Source organism: Streptomyces sp. SDT5-1, assembly GCF_052245995.1.
Taxonomy (GTDB): domain Bacteria; phylum Actinomycetota; class Actinomycetes; order Streptomycetales; family Streptomycetaceae; genus Streptomyces.
On the sequence record NZ_CM125963.1, the window covers coordinates 2,996,041 to 3,021,264 of the forward strand.

26 protein-coding genes and 1 tRNA gene are annotated in these 25,224 nt (G+C 70.9%); 11 read left to right on the forward strand and 16 right to left on the reverse strand.

Annotated features, from left to right (window positions below):
• Window positions 1-89: 89 nt before the first annotated feature.
• Window positions 90-911 carry a peptidoglycan-binding domain-containing protein gene (locus tag ACTWJ8_RS14025; protein WP_443263992.1) on the forward strand — a complete coding sequence of 274 codons (822 nt, stop codon included), beginning with the start codon at window positions 90-92 and terminating at the stop codon, window positions 909-911.
• Window positions 912-990: 79 nt separating this feature from the next.
• On the opposite strand, the gene ACTWJ8_RS14030 is transcribed toward ACTWJ8_RS14025, so the two are convergent.
• Window positions 991-1,668, reverse strand: coding sequence for an HAD-IA family hydrolase (locus tag ACTWJ8_RS14030; protein ID WP_356377478.1), 678 nt, complete (start codon window positions 1,666-1,668; stop codon window positions 991-993).
• A 176-nt stretch (window positions 1,669-1,844) separates the two neighbouring features.
• Entirely contained in the window at window positions 1,845-2,591 is a 747-nt protein-coding gene (locus ACTWJ8_RS14035; protein ID WP_356377475.1) for a DUF4142 domain-containing protein, read from the reverse strand.
• 274 nt (window positions 2,592-2,865) lie between these two features.
• Between ACTWJ8_RS14035 and ACTWJ8_RS14040 the strand changes: the two genes are divergently transcribed.
• The 3 genes from ACTWJ8_RS14040 to ACTWJ8_RS14050 all read left to right on the forward strand — a co-directional run bounded on the left by ACTWJ8_RS14040 (window position 2,866) and on the right by ACTWJ8_RS14050 (window position 5,860).
• On the forward strand, window positions 2,866-3,510 hold the full coding sequence (locus tag ACTWJ8_RS14040; protein ID WP_443264884.1) for an HNH endonuclease family protein: 645 nt from the start codon (window positions 2,866-2,868) through the stop codon (window positions 3,508-3,510).
• An 88-nt stretch (window positions 3,511-3,598) separates the two neighbouring features.
• Window positions 3,599-5,233: an alkaline phosphatase D family protein gene (locus ACTWJ8_RS14045; protein WP_443263993.1), complete on the forward strand. Its 1,635-nt coding sequence runs from the start codon at window positions 3,599-3,601 to the stop codon at window positions 5,231-5,233.
• A gap of 177 nt (window positions 5,234-5,410) precedes the next feature.
• Window positions 5,411-5,860: a DoxX family protein gene (locus ACTWJ8_RS14050; RefSeq protein WP_443263994.1), complete on the forward strand. Its 450-nt coding sequence runs from the start codon at window positions 5,411-5,413 to the stop codon at window positions 5,858-5,860.
• A gap of 81 nt (window positions 5,861-5,941) precedes the next feature.
• Here the strand turns inward: ACTWJ8_RS14050 and ACTWJ8_RS14055 are convergent, their stop codons facing one another.
• Window positions 5,942-6,475: a superoxide dismutase family protein gene (locus ACTWJ8_RS14055; protein ID WP_356377466.1), complete on the reverse strand. Its 534-nt coding sequence runs from the start codon at window positions 6,473-6,475 to the stop codon at window positions 5,942-5,944.
• 244 nt (window positions 6,476-6,719) lie between these two features.
• Between ACTWJ8_RS14055 and ACTWJ8_RS14060 the strand changes: the two genes are divergently transcribed.
• Window positions 6,720-7,346, forward strand: a complete 627-nt coding sequence (locus ACTWJ8_RS14060) for a DedA family protein (protein ID WP_443264886.1) — start codon at window positions 6,720-6,722, stop codon at window positions 7,344-7,346.
• A gap of 16 nt (window positions 7,347-7,362) precedes the next feature.
• On the opposite strand, the gene ACTWJ8_RS14065 is transcribed toward ACTWJ8_RS14060, so the two are convergent.
• Window positions 7,363-7,596, reverse strand: coding sequence for a DUF2277 domain-containing protein (locus ACTWJ8_RS14065; RefSeq protein ID WP_356377463.1), 234 nt, complete (start codon window positions 7,594-7,596; stop codon window positions 7,363-7,365).
• Between the two features lie 123 nt (window positions 7,597-7,719).
• On the opposite strand from ACTWJ8_RS14065, the gene ACTWJ8_RS14070 reads away from it, so the two are divergent.
• The gene (locus ACTWJ8_RS14070; protein WP_356377460.1) at window positions 7,720-8,109 is read left to right on the forward strand and encodes a hypothetical protein; all 390 of its coding nucleotides are present in this window, start codon (window positions 7,720-7,722) and stop codon (window positions 8,107-8,109) included.
• 24 nt (window positions 8,110-8,133) lie between these two features.
• On the opposite strand, the gene ACTWJ8_RS14075 is transcribed toward ACTWJ8_RS14070, so the two are convergent.
• Window positions 8,134-8,205 (reverse strand) — tRNA-Val (locus ACTWJ8_RS14075).
• A gap of 170 nt (window positions 8,206-8,375) precedes the next feature.
• Between ACTWJ8_RS14075 and ACTWJ8_RS14080 the strand changes: the two genes are divergently transcribed.
• The 3 genes from ACTWJ8_RS14080 to ACTWJ8_RS14090 all read left to right on the forward strand — a co-directional run bounded on the left by ACTWJ8_RS14080 (window position 8,376) and on the right by ACTWJ8_RS14090 (window position 10,616).
• Window positions 8,376-9,806 (forward strand): hypothetical protein, encoded by a 1,431-nt coding sequence (locus ACTWJ8_RS14080; RefSeq protein ID WP_443263995.1) that lies wholly within the window; start codon window positions 8,376-8,378, stop codon window positions 9,804-9,806.
• Between the two features lie 67 nt (window positions 9,807-9,873).
• A complete protein-coding gene (locus tag ACTWJ8_RS14085; protein WP_356377457.1) occupies window positions 9,874-10,374 on the forward strand; it encodes a DUF4383 domain-containing protein in 501 nt (166 codons plus the stop codon).
• 23 nt (window positions 10,375-10,397) lie between these two features.
• Window positions 10,398-10,616 carry an FmdB family zinc ribbon protein gene (locus ACTWJ8_RS14090; RefSeq protein ID WP_443263996.1) on the forward strand — a complete coding sequence of 73 codons (219 nt, stop codon included), beginning with the start codon at window positions 10,398-10,400 and terminating at the stop codon, window positions 10,614-10,616.
• Between the two features lie 350 nt (window positions 10,617-10,966).
• Here the strand turns inward: ACTWJ8_RS14090 and ACTWJ8_RS14095 are convergent, their stop codons facing one another.
• From ACTWJ8_RS14095 to ACTWJ8_RS14105, 3 genes are read right to left on the reverse strand one after another with little or no spacing between them, the layout of a single operon-like run.
• A complete protein-coding gene (locus ACTWJ8_RS14095) occupies window positions 10,967-11,767 on the reverse strand; it encodes an HAD family hydrolase (RefSeq protein ID WP_443263997.1) in 801 nt (266 codons plus the stop codon).
• Entirely contained in the window at window positions 11,764-14,184 is a 2,421-nt protein-coding gene (locus ACTWJ8_RS14100) for a phosphoribosyltransferase (RefSeq protein ID WP_443263998.1), read from the reverse strand. The genes ACTWJ8_RS14095 and ACTWJ8_RS14100 overlap by 4 nt, the downstream gene beginning before the upstream one ends.
• 8 nt (window positions 14,185-14,192) lie before the next feature.
• Window positions 14,193-15,365, reverse strand: coding sequence for an HpcH/HpaI aldolase/citrate lyase family protein (locus tag ACTWJ8_RS14105; protein WP_443263999.1), 1,173 nt, complete (start codon window positions 15,363-15,365; stop codon window positions 14,193-14,195).
• A 220-nt stretch (window positions 15,366-15,585) separates the two neighbouring features.
• Between ACTWJ8_RS14105 and ACTWJ8_RS14110 the strand changes: the two genes are divergently transcribed.
• A complete protein-coding gene (locus ACTWJ8_RS14110; protein ID WP_443264000.1) occupies window positions 15,586-16,461 on the forward strand; it encodes a TerD family protein in 876 nt (291 codons plus the stop codon).
• On the opposite strand, the gene ACTWJ8_RS14115 is transcribed toward ACTWJ8_RS14110, so the two are convergent.
• From ACTWJ8_RS14115 to ACTWJ8_RS14140, 6 genes are all read right to left on the reverse strand, one after another.
• Window positions 16,448-17,191 (reverse strand): TerD family protein, encoded by a 744-nt coding sequence (locus ACTWJ8_RS14115; protein WP_356377440.1) that lies wholly within the window; start codon window positions 17,189-17,191, stop codon window positions 16,448-16,450. The genes ACTWJ8_RS14110 and ACTWJ8_RS14115 overlap by 14 nt on opposite strands.
• A gap of 123 nt (window positions 17,192-17,314) precedes the next feature.
• The gene (locus ACTWJ8_RS14120) at window positions 17,315-18,460 is read right to left on the reverse strand and encodes a DUF475 domain-containing protein (protein ID WP_356377437.1); all 1,146 of its coding nucleotides are present in this window, start codon (window positions 18,458-18,460) and stop codon (window positions 17,315-17,317) included.
• Between the two features lie 70 nt (window positions 18,461-18,530).
• Window positions 18,531-19,106, reverse strand: coding sequence for a TerD family protein (locus ACTWJ8_RS14125; RefSeq protein WP_356377434.1), 576 nt, complete (start codon window positions 19,104-19,106; stop codon window positions 18,531-18,533).
• 104 nt (window positions 19,107-19,210) lie between these two features.
• Complete coding sequence (locus ACTWJ8_RS14130; protein WP_356377431.1) at window positions 19,211-19,786, reverse strand: TerD family protein; 576 nt, start codon at window positions 19,784-19,786, stop codon at window positions 19,211-19,213.
• Between the two features lie 148 nt (window positions 19,787-19,934).
• Window positions 19,935-20,393 (reverse strand): peroxiredoxin, encoded by a 459-nt coding sequence (locus tag ACTWJ8_RS14135; RefSeq protein WP_356377428.1) that lies wholly within the window; start codon window positions 20,391-20,393, stop codon window positions 19,935-19,937.
• Window positions 20,394-20,599: 206 nt separating this feature from the next.
• Entirely contained in the window at window positions 20,600-21,031 is a 432-nt protein-coding gene (locus ACTWJ8_RS14140) for a DUF3052 domain-containing protein (RefSeq protein WP_356377425.1), read from the reverse strand.
• A 433-nt stretch (window positions 21,032-21,464) separates the two neighbouring features.
• Between ACTWJ8_RS14140 and aceE the strand changes: the two genes are divergently transcribed.
• The gene (gene aceE / locus ACTWJ8_RS14145) at window positions 21,465-24,212 is read left to right on the forward strand and encodes a pyruvate dehydrogenase (acetyl-transferring), homodimeric type (protein WP_356377422.1); all 2,748 of its coding nucleotides are present in this window, start codon (window positions 21,465-21,467) and stop codon (window positions 24,210-24,212) included.
• Window positions 24,213-24,341: 129 nt separating this feature from the next.
• Here the strand turns inward: aceE and ACTWJ8_RS14150 are convergent, their stop codons facing one another.
• Together ACTWJ8_RS14150 and ACTWJ8_RS14155 are read right to left on the reverse strand one after the other, a co-directional pair.
• On the reverse strand, window positions 24,342-24,653 hold the full coding sequence (locus ACTWJ8_RS14150; RefSeq protein ID WP_356377419.1) for a small hydrophobic protein: 312 nt from the start codon (window positions 24,651-24,653) through the stop codon (window positions 24,342-24,344).
• A 93-nt stretch (window positions 24,654-24,746) separates the two neighbouring features.
• Window positions 24,747-25,109: a peptidase inhibitor family I36 protein gene (locus ACTWJ8_RS14155; protein WP_356377416.1), complete on the reverse strand. Its 363-nt coding sequence runs from the start codon at window positions 25,107-25,109 to the stop codon at window positions 24,747-24,749.
• Window positions 25,110-25,224 lie beyond the last annotated feature (115 nt).

Here is a 25,224-nt window from a genome sequence, read left to right on the forward strand (position 1 = left end):
CGGGCGCTGCGTCCGGGGCCCGCGGGTCTGCATAATGCGCTGGAGCGACCTGGCGGGGGGCCGGGGCGCCGCCTAGGGGGTACCGAGCAGTGAGCGACGACCGTCGTACGTGTCCGGAGTGCGGAGCCCTGGAGGGGGCCGACGGCGCACCGACCTGTGACTGCGAGCCGGAAGCCTTCGCTCCGCTCCGGGTCCGCCCCTATGTCTCGCTCTCCGAGCCCTCACAGCCCGCGCCGCCGCGCGCCGCCGACCCGTACGCGTACCCGCCGCCCCCGAAGCCCGTCGAGGACGACACGGACGACGACGAGCCGCGGGAGCCGAAGCGGCACGGCCGGATCCTGCTGCTCTCGGCGGTCACGGCCGTACTGAGCGTGGCGACCCTGGTCACGGTGCTGATCACGTCACCGGGCGACGAGAACGCGGCGGCCTCGGACACGACGGCGGCGACGGCCACCGCGGCCCTTCCCACGTCACCCCGCGCACCGGCCCCGACGCGCACGAGGTCCTCGCCACCGGCCCCCTCCGCATCGGCGTCCGCCACCCCCACGCACTCCCCGACGCCTTCGGCGTCCGCGAGCCCGACGGCGAAGAAGTCCCCCGCGAAGCCGAAGGCCCACGACCGCCGCCCGTCCGCCGCACCGACCCGCTCGGCGTCCGCCACCCCCACGGCGGGGACGACGCTGCGCAGGGGCGACAGCGGCCGCGACGTCCTGGAGCTCCAGTGGCGCCTCAAGCGCCTCAATCTCTACGTGGGCGAGCTCACCGGCGACTACGACGACCGCACGCAGTCATCGGTGACCACCTACCAGCTCTCCCGCGGCATCCGGTCGGACAAGCAGGGCGAATACGGCCCCGCGACCCGCACGGCCTTGGAACGTGAGACCGCGGGCGAACGAGGACGTAGGCACTAGGGGCGCGGGGAACTGCGCGCACAACCCCTCAGGGGCACGCCCCGAGGACAACCTCCACCCCTGTGGCCAAAGTCGTCCGTCACGCAATCCGCAGCTCAACCCCACCGTCGGCCGACGCCTCGACCCGCACGACCGAAAGATCCGGCACACACACCGTCGCCCCGTGCTCAAGCGCCCGGGGCCCCACCCCGACCACCCGCATCCCCGCGGAGCGCCCCGCCGAGATCCCCGCCCCCGAGTCCTCGAACACCACACAGTCCGCCGGATCCACGCCCAGCTCCGCCGCCCCCTTGAGGAACCCCTCGGGATCCGGCTTGCTGGCCCCCACGTTCTCCGCGGTCACCCGCACCGCCGGGTACGGCAGCCCCGCCGCCCCCATCCGCGCGGTGGACAGCGCGAGGTCGGCAGAGGTGACGAGGGCGTACGGCACGCCGCTCGCGGCGACCGCGGCGAGGAAGCGGGCCGCGCCGGGGATCTCGACGACGCCCTCCACGTCGGTCGTCTCCTCGGCGAGCATCCGGGCGTTGTCCGCGTAGTTCTCCGCCATGGGCCGCTCGGGCAGCAGCTCGGCCAGCGTGGCGTGCGCCTGGCGGCCGTGCGCGACGGAGAGCACGTACTCCGGGTCGAATCCGTGGTCGGCGGCCCAGCGGCGCCAGATCCGCTCGACGACGGCGTCGGAGTTGACGAGCGTGCCGTCCATGTCGAGCAGGAGCGCACGCGCCTTCAGGACAGTGGGAACCGTGGGCGTGGCCGACATCGGCGGGCTCCAGACTCGCGGAGGCGAAGAGGCGGAGACGGAAGAGGACAAGGCGGCCCCGCCCGCTGGTCAGGGTGAACGGGCGGGTGCCACTTTGTTCATCCACGATACAAAGACTCCCCCGAAGATCGCCACCCACCCCTCTCCTCCACCCTCCCGGCCCCCGCGGCACCGGCTCAGCGGGTCGTCGGCGGAGACGAGGGGAACGTCTTCGTGTACGGGTTCGGCAGCCCCGGCGGCGCGATCAGCGCGACCTGCGGCGCCCCCGGCTGCGGCGCCGGAGGCGTCATCTGCGCCTTGGGCAGCTTCGGCGGCCCGGTCTGCTCGGCGAGCGCCTGGTCCATGTTGACCAGTCCTGTCTTCTCCAGCACCTCCATGTGGTCCCGCACCACGTCGTTGGCCTCGTTCGCGAGCCGCCGCACCTCGGTGTTCTGGGTGGTGGCCCGGATGTTGCCGATGGCCGGGAAGATCTGCCCGTGCGTCACGCGCATGATGTTCGACGCCGTACTGTCGAACTCCTTGCCGTTCTTGGACTGCACCGTCGCCACGAACTGCTGTTGCTGCGGGGTGGGTTGGTTCGGCAGCGTGATGTTCAGCTCCTGGGCGAGCCGGCGGCAACTGGCGTCCAGCAGCGAGTGCCCGACGACGAGGTGCCGCCCCGCCGTCTTCATCTCCGGCGTCGTCCCCCGCTTCAACACCTCCTGCCCCAGCGGGAACTCCCAGAGGCCGGCCGATCTGACCTTGACCACGAAGTCCCTGTCGGCCTCGGTGAGCGGCCCCCACCGGGTGCTGGCGACGACGCGCGACTGCGCCGTGGACGTCGTCTCCACGCCGAGCAGGGCGGGATAGGCCAGGGCCGAGACGGTCACGATCAGCGCGCCGATCACGAAGAAGTTGCCGGTCGCGGAGCGCGAGAGCCGCATGGTGCCTCCAGTCGCGTTCGAGGGATACCGGAGAGTACGGACGGGAGGCCCGGAACCGTCAGCGATCGACGAAAAACCCCGCGTTCTTTTTCGCGCCCGTCCCGCGCCAACTCCCGTTTCGCCGGGCCCACTTGTGGACGACCCCCGAGCCCGCCACCATATTGACGCGACCCTGCCACACGGAGCACGCGCGGCACACCGCACGGCAGGCCCCCCGCAACTCCGCCCCCACACCTAGGGAGTTCACATGCGCCCCACCTCGCCCTCGCGCGGCATACGCTCGGTCTACGCGCGTCGAGCCCTGGCCGTCGGAGTCGCCGCAGGCGCCACCGCCGTGGCCCTGCTGGCCACCTCGCCGACCGCCCAGGCCTCCCCACCCACCCCGGTCAGCGCCGCCACCGCCCGTACGTACCTGGGCGAGTTGACCGTGAAGGCGGAAGGTTCCTCCGACGGCTACAGCCGCGACAAGTTCCCGCACTGGATCACCCAGTCCGGCGCCTGCAACACCCGCGAGGAAGTCCTCAAGCGCGACGGGACGAACGTCCAGGTCGACTCCAACTGTGCCGCCACCTCCGGCAGTTGGTACTCCGAGTACGACGGCGCCACCTGGACCGCCGCCTCCGACGTGGACATCGACCACGTCGTCCCGCTGTCCGAGGCGTGGAAGTCGGGCGCGAGCTCCTGGACCACCACCGAGCGCCAGGGCTTCGCCAACGACCTGACGCGGCCGCAGCTCATCGCGGTCACCGACAACGTCAACCAGTCCAAGGGCGACCAGGACCCGGCCGAGTGGATGCCCTCGCGCACCGCGTACACCTGCACGTATCTGCGGATGTGGGTCCAGGTGAAGCACCACTACGACCTCAGCGTCGACTCGGCGGAGAAGTCCGCGATCCAGTCGGGCCTGTCCGGCTGCTGAGCCGCCCGCCCCGGAACCGCCCCGACCGCCTCCGACGTTCCGTACCGTACGGGGCCGGAACGTCGGAGGAACGAGCGGAGGCGATCACGTGGCGAGGCTGCGCCTTGGACCACTGCTGCGGTACGTGGACGAGGAGACGGCGACGGTCTGGGTCGAGGCGAGCCGGCCCTGCGTCGCCGAGGTGCGCTGCGCGGACGGCGCGTCGGGCAGCGCACCCACGTTCCAGGTCGACGGGCACCACTACGCGCTGATCCCGGTCTCCGGACTCACCCCCGGCACCGAGACGACGTACGAGGTGGTGCTCGACGGCGGCGGCGTGTGGCCGCTGGCCGACTCCCCGTACCCGCCGAGCACCATCCGCACCCCGGCGTACGACACCGACACCCCGGTCCGCGTCACCTTCGGCTCCTGCCGCTGGGCAGCTCCCCCGGCCGACGAGCACGATCCGGTCGGGCCCGACGCGCTCGACACCCTCGCCGCCCGCATCGCCGCGGACCCGGACGGCGAGCGCCCCGACGTCCTCGTCCTCCTCGGCGACCAGGTGTACGCGGACGAGACCTCGCCGGCGACGCGGCAGTGGCTGGCCCGCCGCCGCGATCTGTCGGACCCGCCGGGCACCGAGGTCGCCGACTATCAGGAGTACACGCACCTCTACTACGAGTCGTGGCTCGACCCGGAGGTCCGCTGGCTGCTCTCGACGGTCCCGAGCTGCATGATCTTCGACGACCACGACGTGATCGACGACTGGAACACCAGCGCCGCCTGGCTCGCCGACATGCGCGAGGTGCCGTGGTGGCGCGAGCGGCTGCTGAGCGGCCTGATGTCGTACTGGGTGCACCAGCACATCGGCAATCTCTCGCCCGCCGCCCTCGCCACCGACCCGGTGTACGCCGCCGTGCGCGCGACGCCCGACGGCACGGACGCGCTCCGGGAGTTCGCGGCCCGCGCCGACACCGACCCGGCGTCGGTGCGCTGGAGCTACCGCCGCGACTTCGGCCGCGTACGCCTGCTGATGGTGGACACCCGGGCGGCCCGGGTCCTCGACGAGCAGCGGCGGGCGATGCTCGCGCCCGACGAGGCCAAGTGGCTGCGCGAACAGGCGCTCGCGGACCGCGGCTCGTACGACCACCTCCTCATCGGCACGTCGCTGCCCTGGCTGCTGCCGCACCTCATCCACGACGCGGAGGGGTGGAACGCGGCGCTGTGCAGGGGCGAGCGGGGGCGGCGCTGGGCGCGGTTCGGGGAGGACCTGCGGCGCAGGGCGGACCTGGAGCACTGGGCGGCGTTCCCTGCGTCGTTCGAGGCGCTGGCCGACCTGATCGCCGAGGCGGGCTCGGGGGACGCCGCGCCCGCGACGATCTCCGTGCTCTCCGGTGACGTGCACCACGCGTACGTCGCCGAGCCGAGCTGGCCCGCCGGGGCGGAGGCGCCGAGCGCCCGCGTCCTCCAGCTCACGTGCTCCCCGGTGCACAACTCCGTACCGGCGTCGATACGCGTCGGGTTCCGCTTCGGCTGGAGCCGGTTCGGGCGCGTGCTCGGCCGCCGCTTCGCCCGGCACGGGCGGGCGGGGGCGCCGCGCATCGCCTGGCGGCGGACGGGCGGACCGTGGTTCGGGAACCAGCTGATGACGCTGACGCTGCGGGGGCGCGGCGCGCTGCTCGCCCTCGACCAGGCGGACGCGGGGCGGGAGCTCGTACGGGCCGACGAGCGGCGGCTGGCGTGAGGTGACCGGGGGCCGGAAGGGGCGGCCGGGGCGATCATGGCCGGATGTTGAACTTGCAAGCACTAGTTAGGTTCCCCTAATCTTTGGCGCCCCACACCGGTGGCGGCTGCGGCGACGACGGCGCTCCGTGCGCCGGTGCTCTCGGTTACGTCCCCAACCGACCGAAGGAGCCCCACCATGTCCGGTCGTCTCAACCGAGCGCAGCCCTATGCGCTCGGCCTCTTCCGCATCGTCATAGGCCTGCTCTTCGCCTGCCACGGCGCCGCCTCGCTCTTCGGCGTCCTCGGCGGGGCGATGGGCGGCGGCACCGTCCCCACCGGTGCCTGGCCCGGCTGGTACGCGGCCGTGATCCAGCTCGTCGGCGGCGGCCTGGTGCTGCTCGGCCTCGGCACCCGCTTCGTCGCGTTCGTCGCGTCCGGTTCGATGGCGTACGCGTACTTCACGGTCCACCAGCCCGAGGCGCTGTGGCCGCTCCAGAACGGCGGCGAGGCCTCCGTGCTGTTCTGCTGGACGATGCTGCTGCTCGTCTTCACCGGCTCCGGCGCGCTGGGCCTCGACCGCCTGTTCGCCGGACGCGGCGAGCGCGCCGAGGAGTCGGCGCCGGCCGGCGAGGCCGTCCCGGCCTGACCCGCGCCCCGCTCGTACGACGGCGGCCCGCTCCCCACGTGGACTCGTGGAGGGCAGGCCGCCGTCGTACGTGCGAGGGCCTCAGTCGACCCCGACGAACGGGACGGTGAAGCAGGCCACGCGCTCGCCCGACGAGCCGGGCTTGTCGTGGATCACGATGGACGCCGCGCCGCCGGGGCGCAGCCCCCACGCCTTGTGGACCTTCGCCGCGCCGTCGCCCTCGGCGTCGGCGGTGAAGTCGAGCCAGAGCTCGTTCTCGGCGTTCGCCTGCTTCGGGTCCTGCACGTGCTGGTAGTGCCCGCCCGCCGCCTCGGGGTCGGCGCCGCACGCCTTCTGGTGCACGTGCGCCCCGTACTCGTGACCGGGGACGAGCCCCTTGACGGTCATGCTCACGGTCATGCCGGACGTGTCGTCGCCCTGCTGCACCACTCTGATCTCCGACGCGGGAGGCACGAGCTCGTTGTCGTACGTGAGCGCCGAGGACGCGATCAGGGCGTTGGGCGGCGCGAACTGCCCCGGCGCCACGATCCGGTAGGCCGTCGTCGCGTCGGCGCCGCCGCTCCCGACCGCGAGCAGGGCCGCCGCTGCCGCCCCGGTCACTACTTTTGCCAGCATTTCCGGTTCCTCCGATCACTTCGGGTCACGGGACCCGTACGCATACTGGCTTGTTGGTACGGGAGGTGACCGACCGATCACGGGAGGAACACGCGGGAACGTGAGATCCGGAACAACTGTGCCCCTTTCGCCACTTCAGTCACTCCTGAGGCGTACGCTGTAGAGCTGTCATGTCAGCCGCTCCTGTCGGGAGGGAACGGCCGGAGAGAACCGGAACGGTCCGTACGGGAGTAGGCGAACGGTGCTGCAAGATGTCCTGGGGTCCTTGACCGACAGTTCATGGATCTACGCGATCGTGGCGCTCTCCGTCCTCTTCGACGTCTTCGTGCCCGTCCTGCCGAGCGGCTTCCTGGTGATCGCCGCGGCGACGGCGACCGCGGGCGGCGCCGCCGCGACCGGCGGCGTGCCGCACCCGAACCTCCCCGATCTGCTCGCCCTCACCCTGTGCGCCGCGACGGCCTCGGTGCTCGGCGACCTCTTCGCGTATCGGCTCGCGTGGCGCGGCGGCGAGCGTCTGGACCGGGCGCTGGCTCGCTCGCGGCGCCTGAGCACCGCGCAGGAACGTCTCGGCGGGGCGCTCGCGCGGTCCAGCGGCGGGGTCCTGGTGATCATCGCCCGGTTCGCGCCCGCGGGCCGCTCGGTCGTCTCCTTCGCCGCGGGCACGGCGCACCGCCGCGTGCGCGAGTTCCTGCCGTGGTCGGTCGCGGCGGGCGTGGCCTGGGCCGCGTACAGCGTGGCGCTCGGTTACTTCGGCGCCCAGTGGCTGGGCGCGAGCTGGCTCTCCACGGTCGTCTCGGTCCTCGCGCTCGTGGGCGCGGGGGCGGTGGCGGCGTACGTGATGCGCAGGCCCGCGGCGACTCAGGAGGCGTGAGCCCTTCGCGCTCGGCTCAGGAGGCCTGGGCGGGGCGGTGGGCGCCGCGGATCTCCAGGCCGTCGAGGAGTTCGGCGGTGGCGCGGGCGATGTCGTCGACGGCCCGTTCGAACACTTCTCGGTTGTGCGCGGCGGGCGCCCGGAAGCCGGACACCTTCCGCACGTACTGGAGGGCGGCGGCCCTGATCTCGTCCTCGGTGGCCTCTTCGGGGAGCGCGGGCGGGCGAAGGGTCTTGATGCTGCGGCACATGCCTCCAGTCTGCCGCCGGACGGCGCCCCGCACCCGGCGATCGACCACACGTTCGCGTGAACCGGCCCAGGAACTACCCGAAGTTGCTCGCACCCTGAATTCGAACAGACGTACCATTGAGGGGTGGCAGCGATCGATGATTCCGACTTCGACTTCCCCAGCGACCTCCTCGCCGGCCAGGCCGAGCTGCATCAGATCAGGGCCGAACTCCTGGCCCTGCTCAAGCGGCTGCCCTGGTCGGTGGAGCCTCACGACGCCGTCATCGACACCCAGGGCTGGCGCAGGATGGAGCGCGCGGCCTCGCCGGGATGGAGCGAGGACGACCAGGCGGAGGTCGAGAAACTCCGCAGGCGCGAACTGGAACTGGCCGTCTTCGTGACGTGCCACCGGTACTGGTCCCAGCTGACGGGCGCCGACGCGGTGCGGGCCCGCGCCCGCCTCAAGCACGTGCACGACGCGCTCGACCGCGAGACCTCGGAAGAGCCCGGGAACGACGAAGGCCCCCGGGCGTGATCGCCGGAGGGCCTTCCTTCACGGTGGGCGCGGACGGTTTCGAACCGCCGACATTCTGCTTGTAAGGCAGACGCTCTACCCCTGAGCTACGCGCCCGTGATCCCGGCGCGCGGCCAGGACGAGTCGACAGCCTACCTTGCCGGCACCCCTGCTCGGCAAACAGGTGATCCCCGGCGCATCTCCGGCGAAAGTCGCCCACCGAACCGCGAACTAACGGGCCCGTGTGTTCGTCATTAACCGATGGGAGAATGGACCGGGCAGAGCTGATGACGGCACGGACAGCGCGGGAGAGGTTAGTGACGGCGACGACGACCACGAGGAACCCGCGTCAGTCGTCCGCCCGCACTTCCCGGCGCCCCGCCCCGGCCGTCGGACGCGCCCTCACGGACACCCTGACGCTGGTCGCCCTCCCGCTTCCCCTGCTCACGGCCGCGCTCGCGGGCGCGTTCAACGCCGGGGGCACCCGGCGGTGGTTCGGGGGCCGCGCCGAGTCGCAGCGGGCCCAGGCGCAGGCCGCGAAGGACGACGCGGCCGCCGCCTTCTACGAGCTGGACACCGCCCAGCGCGATCTGCGGATCTCGATAGAGACGATCACCGCGGTCGACGACTCGCCCGCCGCCCGCCGCGCCGTCGACGAGTTCGCGGGCCTCGGCCGCCGTATCGACGAGGTCAGCGGGCAGTACATCACCGCCGTCGACGCCACCGACCTGGACCGGGACGACCTGGAGGCATCGGCCGCCTCCCGCGCCCATGCCCAACTGACGCAGGCGAAGCAGCAGTTGACGCAGGTCAAGCAGGACCTGGACCGCTTCGCGCAGGGCATCGGGCCACTGCTCGGCAAGGCGGAGACCCAGCTGGCCCGCGTCGCCCCGTCCGTGGAGCGCGCCCGGCAGGCGCTGCTCGCCGCGACGACCGCGCTCGACTCCGTACGCGAGGCGGGCCTGAAGGCCGACGAGCTCGCGGCCCGACTCGCCGCCCTCGGCCCCGAACTGACCAAGCTGAACCAGGGGGCGGGGCAGCACGGCGTACCGGAGACCCTGGAGCGCGCCGAGCGGGTCGCCCGGGACGCCGAGTCCGTACGGGCCGAGGCCGAGCGGCTGCCCGAGCGGGCCGCGGAGATCGACCGCCGGCTCGTCTCGCTGCGCACCCGGGCCCAGGCCCTCCAGACGCGGGCCGGGCAGGTCGAGCCGGTCCTGAGCGAGCTGCGGCGCCGGTTCACCGCCGCGTGCTGGCAGGACCTCCAGTCCGTGCCGGAGACGGCCGAGCGGAACGTGCGGCAGGCCGAGTCCAAGCTGGCCGAGGCCCGCTCGGCGCGGTCGAGCCAGGACTGGCCGAACGCGACGGCGCTGCTCTCCACGGTCCGGGCGCTCCTGAACGCGACGGACGAGTCGGTCTCGGCGGCCTCCGACCGCTTGCAGCGGCTGAACGCGGTGGCGAAGGATCCGCGGGCGGAGATCGACCGCACCCGGTTCGCGATCCGGGACGCCCAGCGGCTCGCCATGGCGGGCCGCTCCACGCCCGACCCGCGGCACGCGCGACCCCTCGACGACTCCGTGGCCCGCCTCGACCGGGCCGTCGCCGGCCTGGAGGGGCGGCACCCCGACTACTGGCACTTCCTGACGGAGACGGAGGGCGTGCGGCGGACCGTGGCCCGGGTCGTCACGCAGATCCGTGAGGAGCGGGGCGGCGGCGCCTGACGTTGGCGTTCGCCGTGGGTTGGGCGGATCCTTGAGGTACGTACCACCTGTACGAAGGCGAGGCGACATGTCCACGCACGTACTGCACCCCAGGCCCCGACGCCACGTCACGCTCGACGAGCATCTGCCCCTCGATCACCGGCTCAGCAAGGTGTACCGCACCGGGGCGGGCCTGATGGGACTCGTCCTGCTCGCCTTCGGCGTCCTCGGCCTCATCGACAAGATCGGCTTCTTCGACACCCGCGGGGACACGGTGGCGGGACTGAGCACGAACGGCGCGCTGAGCGTCCTGTCCATCTGCGTCGGGCTGCTGCTGTTCGTGGGGATGGTGATCGGCGGCAACTTCGCGTCGACGCTCAACATGACGCTGGGCATCCTCTTCATCCTCAGCGGCTTCGTGAACCTGGCGCTGCTCGACACCAGCCTCAACTTCCTGGCGTTCCGCATCCAGAACGTGCTGTTCAGCTTTGTCGTCGGCCTGCTGCTGATGTTCTTCGGCATGTACGGGCGGGTCAGCGGGACGCTGCCGCACGACAACCCGTACTGGCGGGCCCGCCACCAGGCGTGAACCCCACTCCGTACTCTTGGCGCATGCCACGCTACGAGTACCGCTGCCGCACCTGCGCCACCACGTTCGAGCTCACGCGCCCGATGGCCGAGTCCTCGGCACCGGCGACGTGCCCCGACGGCCACGAGACCACGACGAAACTCCTGTCGACGGTCTCGGTCTCCGGAACGTCTTCGGCTCCGCCGGCGGCGGGTGGCGGTGGCGGTGGCGGTGGATGCTGCGGCGGCGGCTGCTGCGCCTGACCTGGCCTCGCGGCCCTACGCCACGGGGCTCCGCCCCGGACCCCGCTGCTCAAACGCCGCAGGGGCTGGATTTGCCCACCCGCACGGCCCCACCAGGCAGCCCACTGTCTGGCCCCCACCTCCAGCACCTCCGCCGCCCAAGCCCCCACCCACCCGCCCCTCCGGGGGCGTCGGCACGACGATCAGCCGCAACCGGTGCGGTCAGCCGTGCCCGCCACGGACAACCGCAACAGCTACGGCTAGCCGTCACCCGCGTCAGGCGCCGACCCCGGCAAGGCACAGGCACCCCGGTGCCGCGCAACGAGAACGGCAGGCGTCGGCCACGGCACGGCTCACACCCCCGGTCCACCTCAAAGCTCACCCAAGAAGCCCCGCAGGACCGCCTCCCCCGCCGCAACCCCACGCTCCGCCAGAACCGTCACCCCGGGTGACGTCCAGCCCACATCCGCCAGCTCACCGTGGCCGGGACGCCAACCCCGGTCGACCGCGTCGAGCAGGTCGGCGTCGAGGAGGGAGTCACCCGCGCCCAGCGTCAACCCCGCCCCGACCCGCCGCGCGACCTCCCGCACAGCCGCCCCCTTGGTCAACGGCTTCGGCACGGCATACACCTTCCGCCCCTGAAGCGACACCCCCCAACCGACCTCGTCGGCCCACGCCCCGAGCTCCTTGACCCACCCCTCCGGCAACGCCTCCCGGTCGACCACCAGATACGCGAACAGGTCCTCCGCCACCCGCTCCTTGAGCAGCCACGCCGGATCCGCCGCGGACACCATCCGCTCCCGCACCTCACCGAGCGGCGCACACTCCGCCGCGATCCGCTCGCCGACGGCCCGCCGCCATTCCGGATCGGACACCCCGTCGACCAGCAGGTGCCCCCCGTTCGCACAGATCGCGTACTTCGGCGCCGCCCCCGGCAACCGCACCCGCCCGTACTGCTCCCGCGTCCGCGTCGTCGTCGGCACGAACACCGCACGCCGCCCCAGCTCGACCAGCAGCTCGGCCGCGTCCTCGGTCACGTACGACAGGGGCCGCCCCTCGTACACCTCGACGCACAGCAGCCGCGGCGCCTGCGCGTCCGGCACGGTGAGGCCGAGCGCGCCGGCGGAGTAGATGAGCGTACGGTCGAGGTCGCTCGCCACCACGGTGGTCACTTGGCCGCCACCGCCCTGCCGTCCGTGCCCGTCGCGCCGCGCGTGTACTTCGGGTGGATCAACCCGACGCAGCTGTACGGCAGTTCGTCCACCACCTCCACGGGCACACCCCGCTGCTCGGCCAGCAGCCGCACATGGTCGAGGTCCGCCCCGGCGTCCGCCCGCGCGAGGATCTTCCACGGCACGCGCCGCAGCAGCACCCGCGTCGTCTCCCCGACGCCCGGCTTCACGAGGTTCACGTCGTGGATCCCGTACTCCTCGCTGATCCGCTCGACGGCGGCCCAGCCCTCCCACGTGGGCGTCCTGTCCCGCCCCTGCAGCTCCTTGACCTCGGCGTCGACCGCCTCCGCGACCGCGTCGAACCGCTCCTCCACCGCGTCGAGGAACCGCCCCGAGACGTCGGAGTCCGCCAGCTCGGCGTAGAACTTCGCGCCGTGGAAGTCGTCGGGCCCGACGAGGTCGGAGCGCAGCACGGTCCGCGAAATGAGCCCGGACACCGTGGAGTTGAGGCAGGCCGAGGGTATGAGGAAGTCCTCCCGCGTCCCGTACGTCCGCACGCAGGACCCCGGGTCGGCGAGCACCGCGATCTCCGGGTCGAAGCCCTCGAACTCGGCGACGGCGGCGGCGAGTTCCCGCGTGATCGCCCCCTTGCCGGTCCATCCGTCGACGAACACCACGTCCGCCGGGTCGTGGTGCGCGGCGAGCCAGCGCAGCGCGTTCGCGTCGATCCCGCGCCCGCGCACGATGGACACCGCGTAGTGCGGCAGTTCGAGCCCGTGCCTGCGCAGTGCCCAGCGCCGCATGAGCACGCCGACCGGCGTGCCCGCGCGCGCGAGCGACACCAGGACCGGGCGCGGCGAGCGCTCCGCGAGCACCGTCTCGGTGACGACGCCGACCGCGCGCGCGATGCGCTCCGCCGACGTCTCCAGCGCGGCGTGGAACAGCTCCTGGTACTGCGCGCTCGGCTGGTACTCGACGGGGAGCGACTCCGCGTAGTGCGCGCCGCCGCTCTGGATCGCCTCCTCGCGCTCCTCGGTGGGTGCCTCGAGAGTGACGTCGGAGAGGTCCTGGAGCAGCCACCCGACCTCGTCCGGCGCGTACGAGGAGAACGCGGGGCCGCGCAGCGGCTCGGGCAGCGACATGGAGGGCCTTTCCTGGGGAACGTACGACGGCACCACGGCCACGACCACGCGCGAGGCGTGCCCGGCGACCTGCTCCAACAACCCTCCGGGCCCGTGGAGTTCGGCGGTGTCGCCGACGGAGTCGAGCACGACGACGACGGTGTCGAAACCGCCGCCCGCGACGTTGTACGCGAATCGGTCGCCCGGCCCGTCGGCCGGCGCGTCGTGCGCGGGGAAGACGAGGCGGCTGCGGATCGCGTAGCCGGGGTCGTCGACGGCGAGGACCGGCGAGCGGGTGGTGGTCGAGTACGCGACGTCGGCCCCGGTCGCCTCCAGCGCGGTGGCGAGGCGCAGCGGCGCGTACATCAGCTCTTCGTTGCCGAGCACGAGGACGCGGCCGTCCCCGAGGTGCGGCGCGAGGCGCGCGGCCAGGGCGGGCAGGGCGGCCTCCAGGCGCTCCCGGTGCGCGGGCGTGAACCCGTGCCGCCCGCCGTCGGGTACGCCCTCCGGCCAGCCGAGGTCGTCGACGCGCACGATCTCGCCGCGCTCCCTGCGGGGCGCGGGCACGCCGCCGCCCTCGTGGGCCGCGACGAGCGCCTGCCCCTTCTCGAGCACCCCGTCGGGCAGGGAGACGGTGCCGCGCGCCGCGACCACCAGGTCGACCCGGGCGCCGATCTCGCGCGCGAACTCCTCGAGCCGCCCCTGGTCGTCCGGGGAGCGCATGTCGACGAGCGCGACGATGACGTAGTGCTCGCGCGCGTGCAGCTCGTGCAGGGCCCTGATGGTGTTCAGGACCGTGTTCCCCGTGGAGAACTCGTCGTCGACGAGGACCAGCGGGCCGTCCCCCGCGAGCAGCCGCGGATCCTCGGGCAGCAGCAGGTGCGAGGTGGCGTGCGAGTGGGACTCCTCGAAGCCGCCCGCCCGAGCCACCCCCTCGACGGGCCTGCGCGTGGAGTGCAGGTAGGGCGCGAGGGCGATGCCGTCGGCGACCGAGTGGCCAAGGCCCGTCGCCGTCTCGGCGTAGCCGACGACGACCGCGCGGCGCGCCGCCTCGTCGCCGAGCAGCTCCCGCACCCGCTCGCCGAGTTCGCGCCCCGCGCCCCACACCACCGAGGGGCGCTGCGGGACGTGCTTGCCCAGCACGTTCGACACCAGGAGGTGCGCGCGCTTGGGGTTGCGCCGCAGCGCGAGGCCGAGCAGCCCCGTCAGCCCCTCGTCACCGGTCAGCTCCACCCCGAGCCGCTCGGCGACCCACTCGCCGGACCACACCTCGGCCTCGGTACCGCTCTGCGTCACCTCTCCACTCATCCCGGCAACCCCGCCGTCAGCAGCTCCACGAACCCCACGTCTTCCCTCGCCACCCCGAACGCCTCCGCGCGCCGCAGCGTGCGCTCGGCCCACGCGCGGTGCGGCTTCACCTCGTTCATCTTGTTCGTGTACGCCGACCTGAGCACACCGCCGCCGCCCCGCTCGGGCCGCAGTATGTCGCGGGCGTCGCTGTACTCCTCGTGGCTGACGACGGAGAGGGCGTGCACGGGCAGCACGTGCGAGGGGTGGATGCAGGTCTTGCCGAGCAGCCCGTTGGCCCGGTCGAGCTCGATCTCGCGCAGCAGCCCGTCCATGTCGTGCTGGATGAGCGCCTGCCGCAGGGCGTCGGCCCGCCCCTCCAGGAAGGGGCTGCGGCGCAGCTGCGGCTTGAACATCCGCTCCTGGTGGCGGAAGTACTCCCAGACGGGTCCCGTCACCGTGAACCCGGTGCCGTCGGCCCGCCCCAGCCTGTTGACCACGTCGGCGATCACGGAGGCCACGATGTGGACGTCGTACGCCGTCATGTCGGGCGGCCTGCGCAGCCCGTACGCGGAGCAGAAGTCGGTGACGCCGAGGCGCAGCGCGAGGACGCGGTCGCGGTACTTGTCGACGGTGCGCGCGATGCCGTCGAGGGTCTCGCCGCGCGTCTCCAGATAGAGCAGCCCCGGCGACTCGAGGACGGGCATGGCGAAAAGTCGACGCCCGGTGGCGGCCTCGGCGGCGGTGAGGGCCTCAAGGAACGGAACCCCCCGCTCCTCGGTGAACTTCGGCAGTACGAATCCGGACAACAGGCGCACGGAGTCGCCGAGCCGCGCCGTGAGGTCGGTGATCTGCTCGGGGGTGCGTACCCGGACGAAGAGCAGCGGCGGCTCGGCCCCCTCGGCGTCCCTGCGCGCGAGGTCGGCGAACTGCCGCACCAGGTTGTCCTCGGCGTCGGCGACCTCGCCGTCGTGTATCGAGTCCTCCAGGCACAGCACCATGGAGACGACGCCGCGCGCCGACTGCTTGAGGACGTCGTCCGCGAGGTGCGGGCGGGTCGCCGGACTGTAGAGCGTCGCCCCGAGGGCCGCCGCGAGCATGCGCGGCGGGGAGTCCGCGGTGAAGTCCCGCGGCTCCTCATGAAACAGGCGCTCTCGCACCTCAGGGGCAATGTGCCCGAAATGCCGCATAAGACTCCCCCGTACTGCCGGGCCACCCGAAATGATGTGGCCGGTAATAGTACGTACAAGGGTGTGTCAAAGGTTCCCGTGCGCCATGAAATTCTGGTAACTGGCGCATGTCGTGCGCTCTTTCCGGCCTCGCGCCGCGGCGGACGTCGCCTGCGCACAGAGATGTCGATCTTGGCACCCCGCGTTGTCGCGGCGCACGGCGGGGAGGCAGGATGACCGCATGACGCACGCGATGCTCAAGGGGGCGAACGTCCCGCTCGAAGCCACAGCGGTACGCGCCGTGCTCCACTGGTCCCCGGGGCAGGGCGTGGCGACCCTCGACGCTTCGGCGCTGCTGCTCACGGCGGACGGGCAGGTCCGCTCCGACGAGGACTTCGTCTTCTACAACCAGCCCCGCCACCCCTCGGGGAAGGTCTGGCGGCTCGGCCAGAAGCGCGTCGCGGACGGCATGACGGACACCGTGCAGGCGGACCTCGCGGGCGTCCCCGCGGACATCACCCGGATCCTCGTCGCCGCTTCGACGGACCCCGAGGGCACCCCGGTCGAGACCATACGGTCGCTGCGGCTCTCCGTGTACGACGCCGGCTCCGAGTCCGCCGAGCCGCTCGCGTACTTCGACATCAAGCCGGAGACCGGCGCCGAGACCGCGCTGATCTGCGGCGAGCTGTACCGCCGCGGCGACGGCTGGCGGCTGCGCGCGGTCGGCGAGGGCTACTCGAACGGCCTGGTGGGCCTCGCCACCGACTTCGGCATCTCGGTCGACGAGTCCGCCGAGCCCGAGCCGGCCCCAGAGGCCGCTCCCGAGGCCGCCGCCACGGGCACCGTCGACCCCGAGGCCGAGACCGCCCGCGTCGCGCCCGCACCGGCGCCCGAACCCGCGCCGCCCGTCGCGGCGCCGGGCCCCATGCCGGAGGCGGCCCCGGTCGCGGCGACGTCGTTCCCGCTGCCGCCCCAGCAGCCGCCCGCGTACGGCTATCCGCCGGCGGCCGCCACCCAGCAGCAGCCGCCCGCGTACGGGTACCCGCAGCCGGTGTCGGCGTGGCCCGACCCGGCGTTCAAGCTGCCGCCGCAAGGGCCGCAGTTCATCGGCCGGTGACGGTCTTGTAGCCCCTGCCCCACTGCAGGCCCCAGCCGTACAGCCGGTCGAGCTCGGCCTGGAACCCGTACACGAAGCGCACCTCGCGCCGCACGACGAAGTCGCCCTTCACGTTCTCGATGGTGATCACCGCGCAGGAACGCGCCTGCGGGGCGCGCTCGTCGAGGCTGATCTCGATCCGCGGCCCGTTGCTCGGGTACAGCGTCACGACCGCGTGCGTACGGTCGAAGGCGGGCGTCTGGTCGTAGATGTAGACGAACACCAGCAGTCGCTTGATGTCGTCGCGGTGATCGAGATTGACGTAGATGGTCTCGCCGGACGCCGAGCCGAACCGGTCGTCGCCGCTGAGCTTCACGTACGGCGCCTCGTTGAGCGCCCCGAAGAAGCTGCCGAGCGGCTGTACGACACCCTTCTCGCCGTCCTTCAGCTCGTACAGGCAGCCGAGGTCGAGGTCCACATTGACCATCGACTGGGTGTGTGCCTGCACCACATCGGGCTTGAACATGCTGAAGGGGTGCCGCATCAGGCTGTTGCGCTTCGGGCCGCCGATGTCCGATGTCCGCATCTGCCACGACAGGTTGATCCGCAGATTGCCGGTGGCCGCGCCCTGTTTGGAGAGCGAGACGACCGGATGCCGCTTGGTGAGTTCGATGGCGTTGGTCGCCGCGCTGCCCGAATCGAACTCGAACTGCGCGGAGTTGCCGCGCCATAGCCTGTCCCAGAAGGACATACCGCCCCCAAGTGCCCCAAGGTGCCGTCGTACATGCCGACGGGGCGGTCGCCGAGGACTCGTCCTCTCACGACCGCCCCGCTCACAGCGTTCCAGGAATGCACCAGGGGTCAAACCCGGGAATCAGACTCCTGATGACACCTCGGCCTTGTCCGAGCTGCCGGCCTCTCCGCCTTCGGCCGCGATCCGCTTGTTCCGGCGCACCGAGGACAGGAAGGACCAGGCGATCAGGACGACGCCGATGAGGCCGGTGATGACCTCGTTGATCTCGTACTGGATGGTGACCAGGAGGATCACGGCGAGCGCGCCGATCGCGTAGTGCGCGCCGTGCTCCAGGTACACGTAGTCGTCCAGGGTGCCCTGGCGGACCAGGTACACCGTGAGCGAACGGACGTACATGGCGCCGATGCCGAGGCCGAGCGCCATCATCACGATGTCGTTGGTGATCGCGAAGGCGCCGATCACGCCGTCGAAGGAGAACGACGCGTCCAGGACCTCGAGGTAGAGGAACATGAAGAAGGCGGCCTTGCCGGCGAGCAGCACCGCCGACTGCGGCTTGCCCTCGCGCCTGGCCTGCTCCTCGGCCTCGTGCTCGCGCTCCTCCTCTTCCTCGAGACGGTTCTCGAAGAAGCTGGACAGGCCGCCCACGACCAGATACGTGATCAGACCGCCGACGCCCGCGAGCAGCACGGTTGCCTGCTTGTCGACGTGTGCGCCGCCGTGCTGGTGCGCGTGGACCGCGACCGTCATGGACGCGATGAGCAGCACGATCAGGGCGATGCAGACCGACAGCATGTCGACCTTGCCGAGCTTGGCGAGCGGGCGCTCGAGCCAGCCCAGCCACTTGATGTCGCGCTCCTCGAAGATGAAGTCGAGGAAGATCATGAGCAGGAACATGCCGCCGAAGGCGGCGATGGACGGGTGGGCGTCCGTGACCAGCTGCTGGTAGCGGTCCGGTTGGTTGAACGCCAGGTCCACCGCCTCGACCGGACCCATCTTGGCGCTGATGGCGACGATGACGACGGGGAACACCAGCCGCATGCCGAAGACGGCGATCAGCACGCCGATCGTGAGGAAGATCTTCTGCCAGAAGGCATTCATCTTCTTCAGGACACCGGCGTTGACCACCGCGTTGTCGAACGACAGCGAGATTTCGAGGATCGCGAGGATCGCGACGACCCCGAAGGCCTCCCATCCGCCGTAGAACACCGCGGCGATCAAGCCGAGCACGGTGATCGCGAACGACCAGCCGAAGGTTTTCAGAACCACTGGCTACCCCATCGTGTGAACGGGTTTCCCCGTGCTGGTTGTACGGGGCTCCCCCGCTCCGCGCACGGCTTTACGAAACATTGACCCCGAAGTCTAGAGCGATGCCCCGCAGCCCGGACGCGTACCCCTGGCCGACCGCCCGGAACTTCCACTCTCCTCCGTATCGGTACACCTCGCCAAAGATCATGGCGGTTTCGGTGGAAGCGTCCTCGGAGAGGTCGTACCGGGCGAGTTCCTGCCCGTCCGCCTGGTTCACCACACGGATGAACGCGTTGCTGACCTGACCGAAGGTCTGGCCGCGGTTGTCCGCGTCATGGATGGAGACCGGGAAGATGATCTTGTCGCAGCCGGCCGGGACCTTGGAGAGGTCGACCAGGATCGACTCGTCGTCGCCCTCACCCTCGCCGGTGAGGTTGTCACCGGTGTGCTCGACCGAACCGTCGGGGCTCTTGAGCTGGTTGTAGAAGATGAACCACTCGTCGCCCATGACCCGGCCGCCGCTGCACAGCAGCGCGCTGGCGTCGAGGTCGAAGTCGGCTCCGGTGGTGGAGCGTGCGTCCCATCCGAGGCCCACCAGGACCTGCGTGAGGTTCGGTGCGGCCTTGGAGAGGGAGACGTTGCCTCCCTTGGCGAGCGTGACGCCCATGATCGTGTCCTCCCCGAGGTGTGGTGGTGCGGTGGCCGAGCGCGTCCGGCGCCGCACTGCGGGAGTGCGGCGCCGGACGGTGGAGCGGGGTGCGGTGCTTCGGCTCAGACGTTGACGCCGAAGTCCTGCGCGATGCCGCGCAGGCCCGACGCGTAGCCCTGGCCGACCGCGCGGAACTTCCACTCCGCCCCGTTGCGGTACAGCTCGCCGAAGACCATCGCGGTCTCCGTGGAGGCGTCCTCGGAGAGGTCGTAGCGGGCGATCTCGGCGCCGCCCGTCTGGTTCACGACGCGGATGAACGCGTTGCGCACCTGGCCGAAGGACTGCTGACGGCTCTCGGCGTCGTAGATCGAGACCGGGAACACGATCTTGTCCACGTCGGCGGGGACCGACGCGAGGTCGACCTTGACCTGCTCGTCGTCGCCCTCGCCCTCACCGGTGAGGTTGTCACCGGTGTGCTCGACCGAACCGTCGGCGCTCTTCAGATTGTTGAAGAACACGAAGTCCTGGTCGTTGCGGACCTTGCCGTCGGCGCCGGTCAGGATGGCGCTGGCGTCCAGGTCGAAGTCCGTGCCCGTGGTGGTGCGGACATCCCACCCGAGGCCCACGACGACCGCCGTGAGGCCAGGGGCCTCCTTGCTCAGCGATACGTTGCCGCCCTTGCTGAGGCTGACTCCCACGAATCCTCCCTATGGTCTCTAGGGGCGGGGAGCCCCCGTACTGCTCTGGTATCGGATCAACGTCTGGATCCTAGTAAGGGGTTCCCGCCCCCGGCGAGGGATCCTGCCGGGTGTCGTGCACCGGCGGCCGGCCTTTCGGCAGGTCGCCTTACAGCGCGTCGATCGCCTTGACGTACTCGTTCAGGTCACGGGCGTCCGGCAGGCCGTTGACGACGGTCCAGCGGACCACGCCCTCCTTGTCGATGATGAACGTGCCGCGCACCGCGCAGCCCTTCTCCTCGTCGAAGACGCCGTACGCGCGCGAGGCCTCGCCGTGCGGCCAGAAGTCGCTCAGGAGCGGGTACTCCAGGCCCTCCTGCTCGGCGAAGACGCGCAGCGAGAACGGCGAGTCGTTCGACACGGCGAGCAGCTGCACGTCGTCGTTGACGAACTTCGGCAACTCGTCGCGCAGCGCGCACAGTTCGCCGGTGCACACCCCGGTGAAGGCGAACGGGTAGAAGAGCAGCACCACGTTCTTCTCGCCCCGGAAGTCCGAGAGCTTCACGGTCTCGCCGTGCTGGTTCTTGAGCTCGATCTCCGGAGCCTTGGTGCCGACCTCGATCGCCATGGTGAAGCTTCCCTTCGGTGGGGCTGTTCGGGTGGCTTCAGCCTAGTTGGCCGCGTACGGGCACTGCCGCGCAGGTGGCCGGGGAGCGTCCCTTCGATGCCGCCGAGGGGCACGCGGGTGGGCGCCCGGTGATGCGTGAGGGCCCCCGCGGGCGCGGTGGCGCGTCCGTGGGGGCCCTCACGACGGTTCTCGGTCCTTCGGTGCCGCTATCGCTTCTTGGCGGCCGCCTTGGGCGTCGCCAGGCGGCTGGCTGTCCAGTCCTTGCCCGCGCTGACGCTCTTGCTCGCGGTCAGGCCGGCCGTGGTGGCGGCCTCGCCGATCTCGCTGGCCTCGACGTAGCCGTCGCGCCCGGTCTTCGGCGTCAGCAGCAGGATGGAGCCGCCTTCCTCCATGTAAGCGATGGCGTCCACCAACGCATCAGTAAGGTCCCCGTCGTCCTCACGGAACCAGAGCACCACGGCGTCAGCCACGTCGTCGTAGTCCTCGTCGACGAGCTCGGAGCCGATGGCCGCCTCGATGGTCTCTCGGAGCTCCTGATCGACGTCGTCGTCGTAGCCGATCTCCTGGACCACCTGGTCGGGCTGGAAACCGAGCCTTACGGCAAGGTTCGTTTCCGCGTGGTCCGCGGTCGCGCTCACGGATTGCCTCCTGATCGTGTTTACGAAGTTGTCTACAGCCTCGCGTACGCGCGAAGCATTGGCCGTAGTCCACACGTGCGCGACGGATCGCGCAAGTACCCGGCCGTCAAGACCGCCGAAACGGTGACTTTCCAGGCCGTGTCACCGCAACTCCTGTCAAGGATCCCCGCTGGGCAGTGATGTATGCCACAGCAATCTGTCAGCTTTGCCCGTGACTGCCCGAGCACCGAGCGCGACCGGCGCCGGTCAGCCCCACGGAACACCTGAGCGAAATCGGCGTATCGTGGCGGTTTGAGCGCAACCGCCGTCGGGATGCGGGCCCGGACCTCGAATTACCTCTCGGAGGAGATGACGATTCCGAATTCGAGGTACACGATGGACAACGGCGCACCCAACAGTGGAACAGTGGCATCACCGACAGTGAAGGAACAGCGTGGTTTCCGGATCCGATCGCAACCCGATCATCATTGGCGGTCTCCCCAGCCAGGTCCCGGACTTCGATCCCGAAGAGACCCAGGAGTGGCTCGACTCCCTTGACGCCGCAATCGACGAGCGCGGCCGCGAGCGGGCCCGGTATCTGATGCTCCGGCTGATCGAGCGGGCCCGCGAGAAGCGCGTGGCCGTGCCCGAGATGCGGAGCACGGACTACATCAACACGATCGCCACCAAGGACGAGCCCTTCTTCCCCGGCAACGAGGACATCGAGCGCAAGGTCCTCAACGCGACGCGGTGGAACGCGGCGGTGATGGTCTCCCGCGCGCAGCGGCCCGGCATCGGCGTCGGCGGCCACATCGCCACCTTCGCCTCCTCCGCCTCGCTGTACGACGTGGGCTTCAACCACTTCTTCCGCGGCAAGGACGAGGGCGACGGCGGCGACCAGGTCTTCTTCCAGGGCCACGCGTCCCCGGGCATCTACGCCCGCGCCTATCTGCTCGACCGGCTCACCGAGGAGCAGCTCGACGGCTTCCGCCAGGAGAAGTCCAAGGCGCCCAACGGCCTGTCCTCGTACCCGCACCCGCGCCTCATGCCGGACTTCTGGGAGTTCCCGACCGTCTCGATGGGCCTCGGCCCGCTGGGCGCGATCTTCCAGGCCCGGATGAACCGCTACATGGAGGCCCGCGGCATCGCCGACACCTCCAATTCGCACGTGTGGGCCTTCCTCGGCGACGGCGAGATGGACGAGCCCGAGTCCCTCGGCCAGCTCTCCATCGCCGCCCGCGAGGGCCTCGACAACCTCACCTTCGTCGTCAACTGCAACCTTCAGCGCCTCGACGGCCCGGTGCGCGGCAACGGCAAGATCATCCAGGAGCTCGAGTCCCAGTTCCGCGGCGCCGGCTGGAACGTGATCAAGCTCGTCTGGGACCGCAGCTGGGACCCGCTGCTCGCCCAGGACCGCGACGGCGTCCTGGTGAACAGGCTGAACACGACGCCCGACGGCCAGTTCCAGACCTATGCCACGGAGACCGGCGACTACATCCGCGAGCACTTCTTCGGCGACGACCACCGGCTGCGCGCCATGGTCGAGAACATGTCCGACAAGGAGATCCAGCACCTGGGCCGCGGCGGTCACGACCACAAGAAGATCTTCGCCGCGTTCACGGCCGCCAAGGAGCACAAGGGCCAGCCGACGGTGATCCTGGCGCAGACGGTCAAGGGCTGGACCCTCGGCCCGAACTTCGAGGGCCGCAACGCCACGCACCAGATGAAGAAGCTGACGGTCGACGACCTCAAGGGCTTCCGCGACCGGCTGCACATCCCGATCACCGACGCCCAGCTGGAGTCCGGCGCCCCGCCGTACTACCACCCCGGCCGGGACTCGGAGGAGATCCAGTACATGCACGACCGCCGCAAGGCGCTGGACGGGTACGTCCCGACCCGCGTCGTGCGCGCGAAGCCTCTTCAGCTCCCGGACGACAAGGCGTACGCGGGCGTCAAGAAGGGCTCCGGTCAGCAGTCGATCGCCACCACGATGGCCTTCGTCCGGCTGCTCAAGGACCTGATGCGGGACAAGGAGATCGGCAAGCGCTTCGTGCTGATCGCTCCCGACGAGTACCGCACCTTCGGCATGGACTCCTTCTTCCCGAGCGCGAAGATCTACAACCCGCTCGGCCAGCAGTACGAGTCCGTCGACCGTGAACTCCTGCTCGCCTACAAGGAGTCGCCGACCGGCCAGATGCTGCACGACGGCATCTCGGAGGCCGGCTGCACCGCCTCCCTGATCGCCGCCGGCTCTGCCTACGCGACCCACGGCGAGCCGCTGATCCCGGTCTACGTCTTCTACTCGATGTTCGGTTTCCAGCGCACCGGCGACCAGTTCTGGCAGATGGGCGACCAGCTGGCGCGTGGCTTCGTCCTGGGCGCGACCGCGGGACGCACGACGCTGACGGGCGAGGGCCTCCAGCACGCGGACGGTCACTCTCAGCTGCTCGCGTCCACGAACCCCGCCTGCGTGGCCTACGACCCGGCGTACGCCTACGAGATCGCGCACATCGTCAAGGAAGGCCTGCGGCGGATGTACGGCCCGACCGCGGACGGCAAGGCGGGCGAGGACGTCTTCTACTACCTGACGGTCTACAACGAGCCCATTCAGCACCCCGCGGAGCCGGCCGACGTCGACGTCGAGGGCATCATCAAGGGCATCCACCGCATCAGCACCGGGACTGCGGGCACCATCCCCGCCCAGATCCTGGCGTCGGGTGTCGGTGTCCCGTGGGCGATGGAGGCACAGCAGATCCTGGCCGACGAGTGGAACGTACGGGCCGACGTCTGGTCCGCGACGTCGTGGAACGAGCTGCGCCGCGACGCGGTGGAAGCAGAACGCCACAATCTGCTGCACCCGGACGAGGAGCAGCGCACGCCCTACGTGACGCAGAAGCTGTCCGGGGCGGAGGGCCCGTTCATCGCGGTCTCCGACTGGATGCGCGCGGTCCCCGACCAGATCGCGCGCTGGGTGCCGGGGACGTACCAGTCGCTGGGTGCGGACGGTTTCGGTTTCGCGGACACCCGAGGCGCCGCGCGTCGTTTCTTCCACATCGATGCCCAATCGGTGGTGGTGGGAGTGCTGACCGAGCTGGCGCGCGAGGGCAAGATCGACCGCTCGGTGCTCAAGCAGGCGATCGACCGCTACCAGCTGCTCGACGTCTCGGCGGCCGACCCCGGCGCGGCCGGGGGCGATGCCTGAGCGAGGCGCCTGAGCGAGCGGTTCGGCAGAGCTCGGTGTTCGGCAGAGCTCGGTGTTCGGCAGAGCCCGGTGGAGGGCGGCGAGGTCTCTTCGACCTCGCCGCCCTCCGGCGTCAGCGGTGGGTGGTGCTCAGAACGCTCCGCCCGCGAGGGGCCCGGCGGCCGATGCCATCCAGACGATCGCGAGCAGCGTGTCGATCGCACCGAGCACGACCGCGACGAGCGCCGGCACCGACTGCGTGCCGGTCCAGCGTCGGCCCATGGCCAGCCAGCCGCAGACGACGGCGGCCGGTCCGAGCACGATCCCCAGGACGAAGAAGCCGGCGATCGCGCAGATGAGGCCGATGATTCCGAGCGACGCGCGGTCCGGCCCGGTCCGTGACCCTGCGCGGCCACGTGAGCGGGGGTGCTTGCGCGTGGTGTGTCCGAAGCCCGCCATCATCACTCCCTGAGTTATTCCGGACTCGGGCGATGCTTCGGGTACCCCCGCTTGCCGCGCTCTATCGCGCGCGGCTCCCCCTGTCTCGTTCCCGCCCTATCTCTCCCAGATCTTGAACGCCCTTGCGCGGTAAGGGGATTCGGGCTCCCAGGTACCGCTGCCGGGGTAGGTCTGGAACTCTCCGGTCTCCCCGCAGGTCGCGGACTGATAGGTGGTGACGGGGCGTCCGGTCCGGTTGGCGAGGGACGCCGCGCTGCTCCCCTCCGGCAGCGCGACGCAACTCTCGATGTCGACGTCGGCCAGTTCATAGACGTGCCGAGGTCCCTTGAACCCGCTCTTGCCCCAGAGACACAGCTGTCCCGCCGAGCAGTTCCCCAGTGTCGGTGGCGCCGCGGCCGTGGCGAGTCCTGGCGTGAACGCCACCGCGGCGAGTGCGGTCGCGGCGGCAGCCGTGGTCATGAAAACGCGCATGTGCTTCAACCCCCGTGTTGTGTCGACCAGTTGCGTTCGCGACTGATCGCGTGCCAGACACTCTGGCCCGGAGGATCCGGTTCCGGGAAGGGTTGTCGAGGGA

What these genes read in the sequence shown, in the direction of transcription:
- ACTWJ8_RS14090 (WP_443263996.1), top strand. Translation starts at nt 10,398, where the DNA reads ATGCCACGCTACGAGTACCGCTGCCGCACCTGCGCCACCACGTTCGAG.
- ACTWJ8_RS14030 (WP_356377478.1), bottom strand. Translation starts at nt 1,668, where the DNA reads ATGTCGGCCACGCCCACGGTTCCCACTGTCCTGAAGGCGCGTGCGCTC.
- ACTWJ8_RS14085 (WP_356377457.1), top strand. Translation starts at nt 9,874, where the DNA reads ATGTCCACGCACGTACTGCACCCCAGGCCCCGACGCCACGTCACGCTC.
- ACTWJ8_RS14105 (WP_443263999.1), bottom strand. Translation starts at nt 15,365, where the DNA reads ATGCGGCATTTCGGGCACATTGCCCCTGAGGTGCGAGAGCGCCTGTTT.
- ACTWJ8_RS14035 (WP_356377475.1), bottom strand. Translation starts at nt 2,591, where the DNA reads ATGCGGCTCTCGCGCTCCGCGACCGGCAACTTCTTCGTGATCGGCGCG.
- ACTWJ8_RS14080 (WP_443263995.1), top strand. Translation starts at nt 8,376, where the DNA reads ATGACGGCACGGACAGCGCGGGAGAGGTTAGTGACGGCGACGACGACC.
- ACTWJ8_RS14065 (WP_356377463.1), bottom strand. Translation starts at nt 7,596, where the DNA reads ATGTGCCGCAGCATCAAGACCCTTCGCCCGCCCGCGCTCCCCGAAGAG.
- ACTWJ8_RS14115 (WP_356377440.1), bottom strand. Translation starts at nt 17,191, where the DNA reads ATGTCCTTCTGGGACAGGCTATGGCGCGGCAACTCCGCGCAGTTCGAG.
- ACTWJ8_RS14055 (WP_356377466.1), bottom strand. Translation starts at nt 6,475, where the DNA reads ATGCTGGCAAAAGTAGTGACCGGGGCGGCAGCGGCGGCCCTGCTCGCG.
- ACTWJ8_RS14050 (WP_443263994.1), top strand. Translation starts at nt 5,411, where the DNA reads ATGTCCGGTCGTCTCAACCGAGCGCAGCCCTATGCGCTCGGCCTCTTC.
- ACTWJ8_RS14125 (WP_356377434.1), bottom strand. Translation starts at nt 19,106, where the DNA reads ATGGGCGTCACGCTCGCCAAGGGAGGCAACGTCTCCCTCTCCAAGGCC.
- ACTWJ8_RS14150 (WP_356377419.1), bottom strand. Translation starts at nt 24,653, where the DNA reads ATGATGGCGGGCTTCGGACACACCACGCGCAAGCACCCCCGCTCACGT.
- ACTWJ8_RS14155 (WP_356377416.1), bottom strand. Translation starts at nt 25,109, where the DNA reads ATGACCACGGCTGCCGCCGCGACCGCACTCGCCGCGGTGGCGTTCACG.
- ACTWJ8_RS14135 (WP_356377428.1), bottom strand. Translation starts at nt 20,393, where the DNA reads ATGGCGATCGAGGTCGGCACCAAGGCTCCGGAGATCGAGCTCAAGAAC.
- ACTWJ8_RS14110 (WP_443264000.1), top strand. Translation starts at nt 15,586, where the DNA reads ATGACGCACGCGATGCTCAAGGGGGCGAACGTCCCGCTCGAAGCCACA.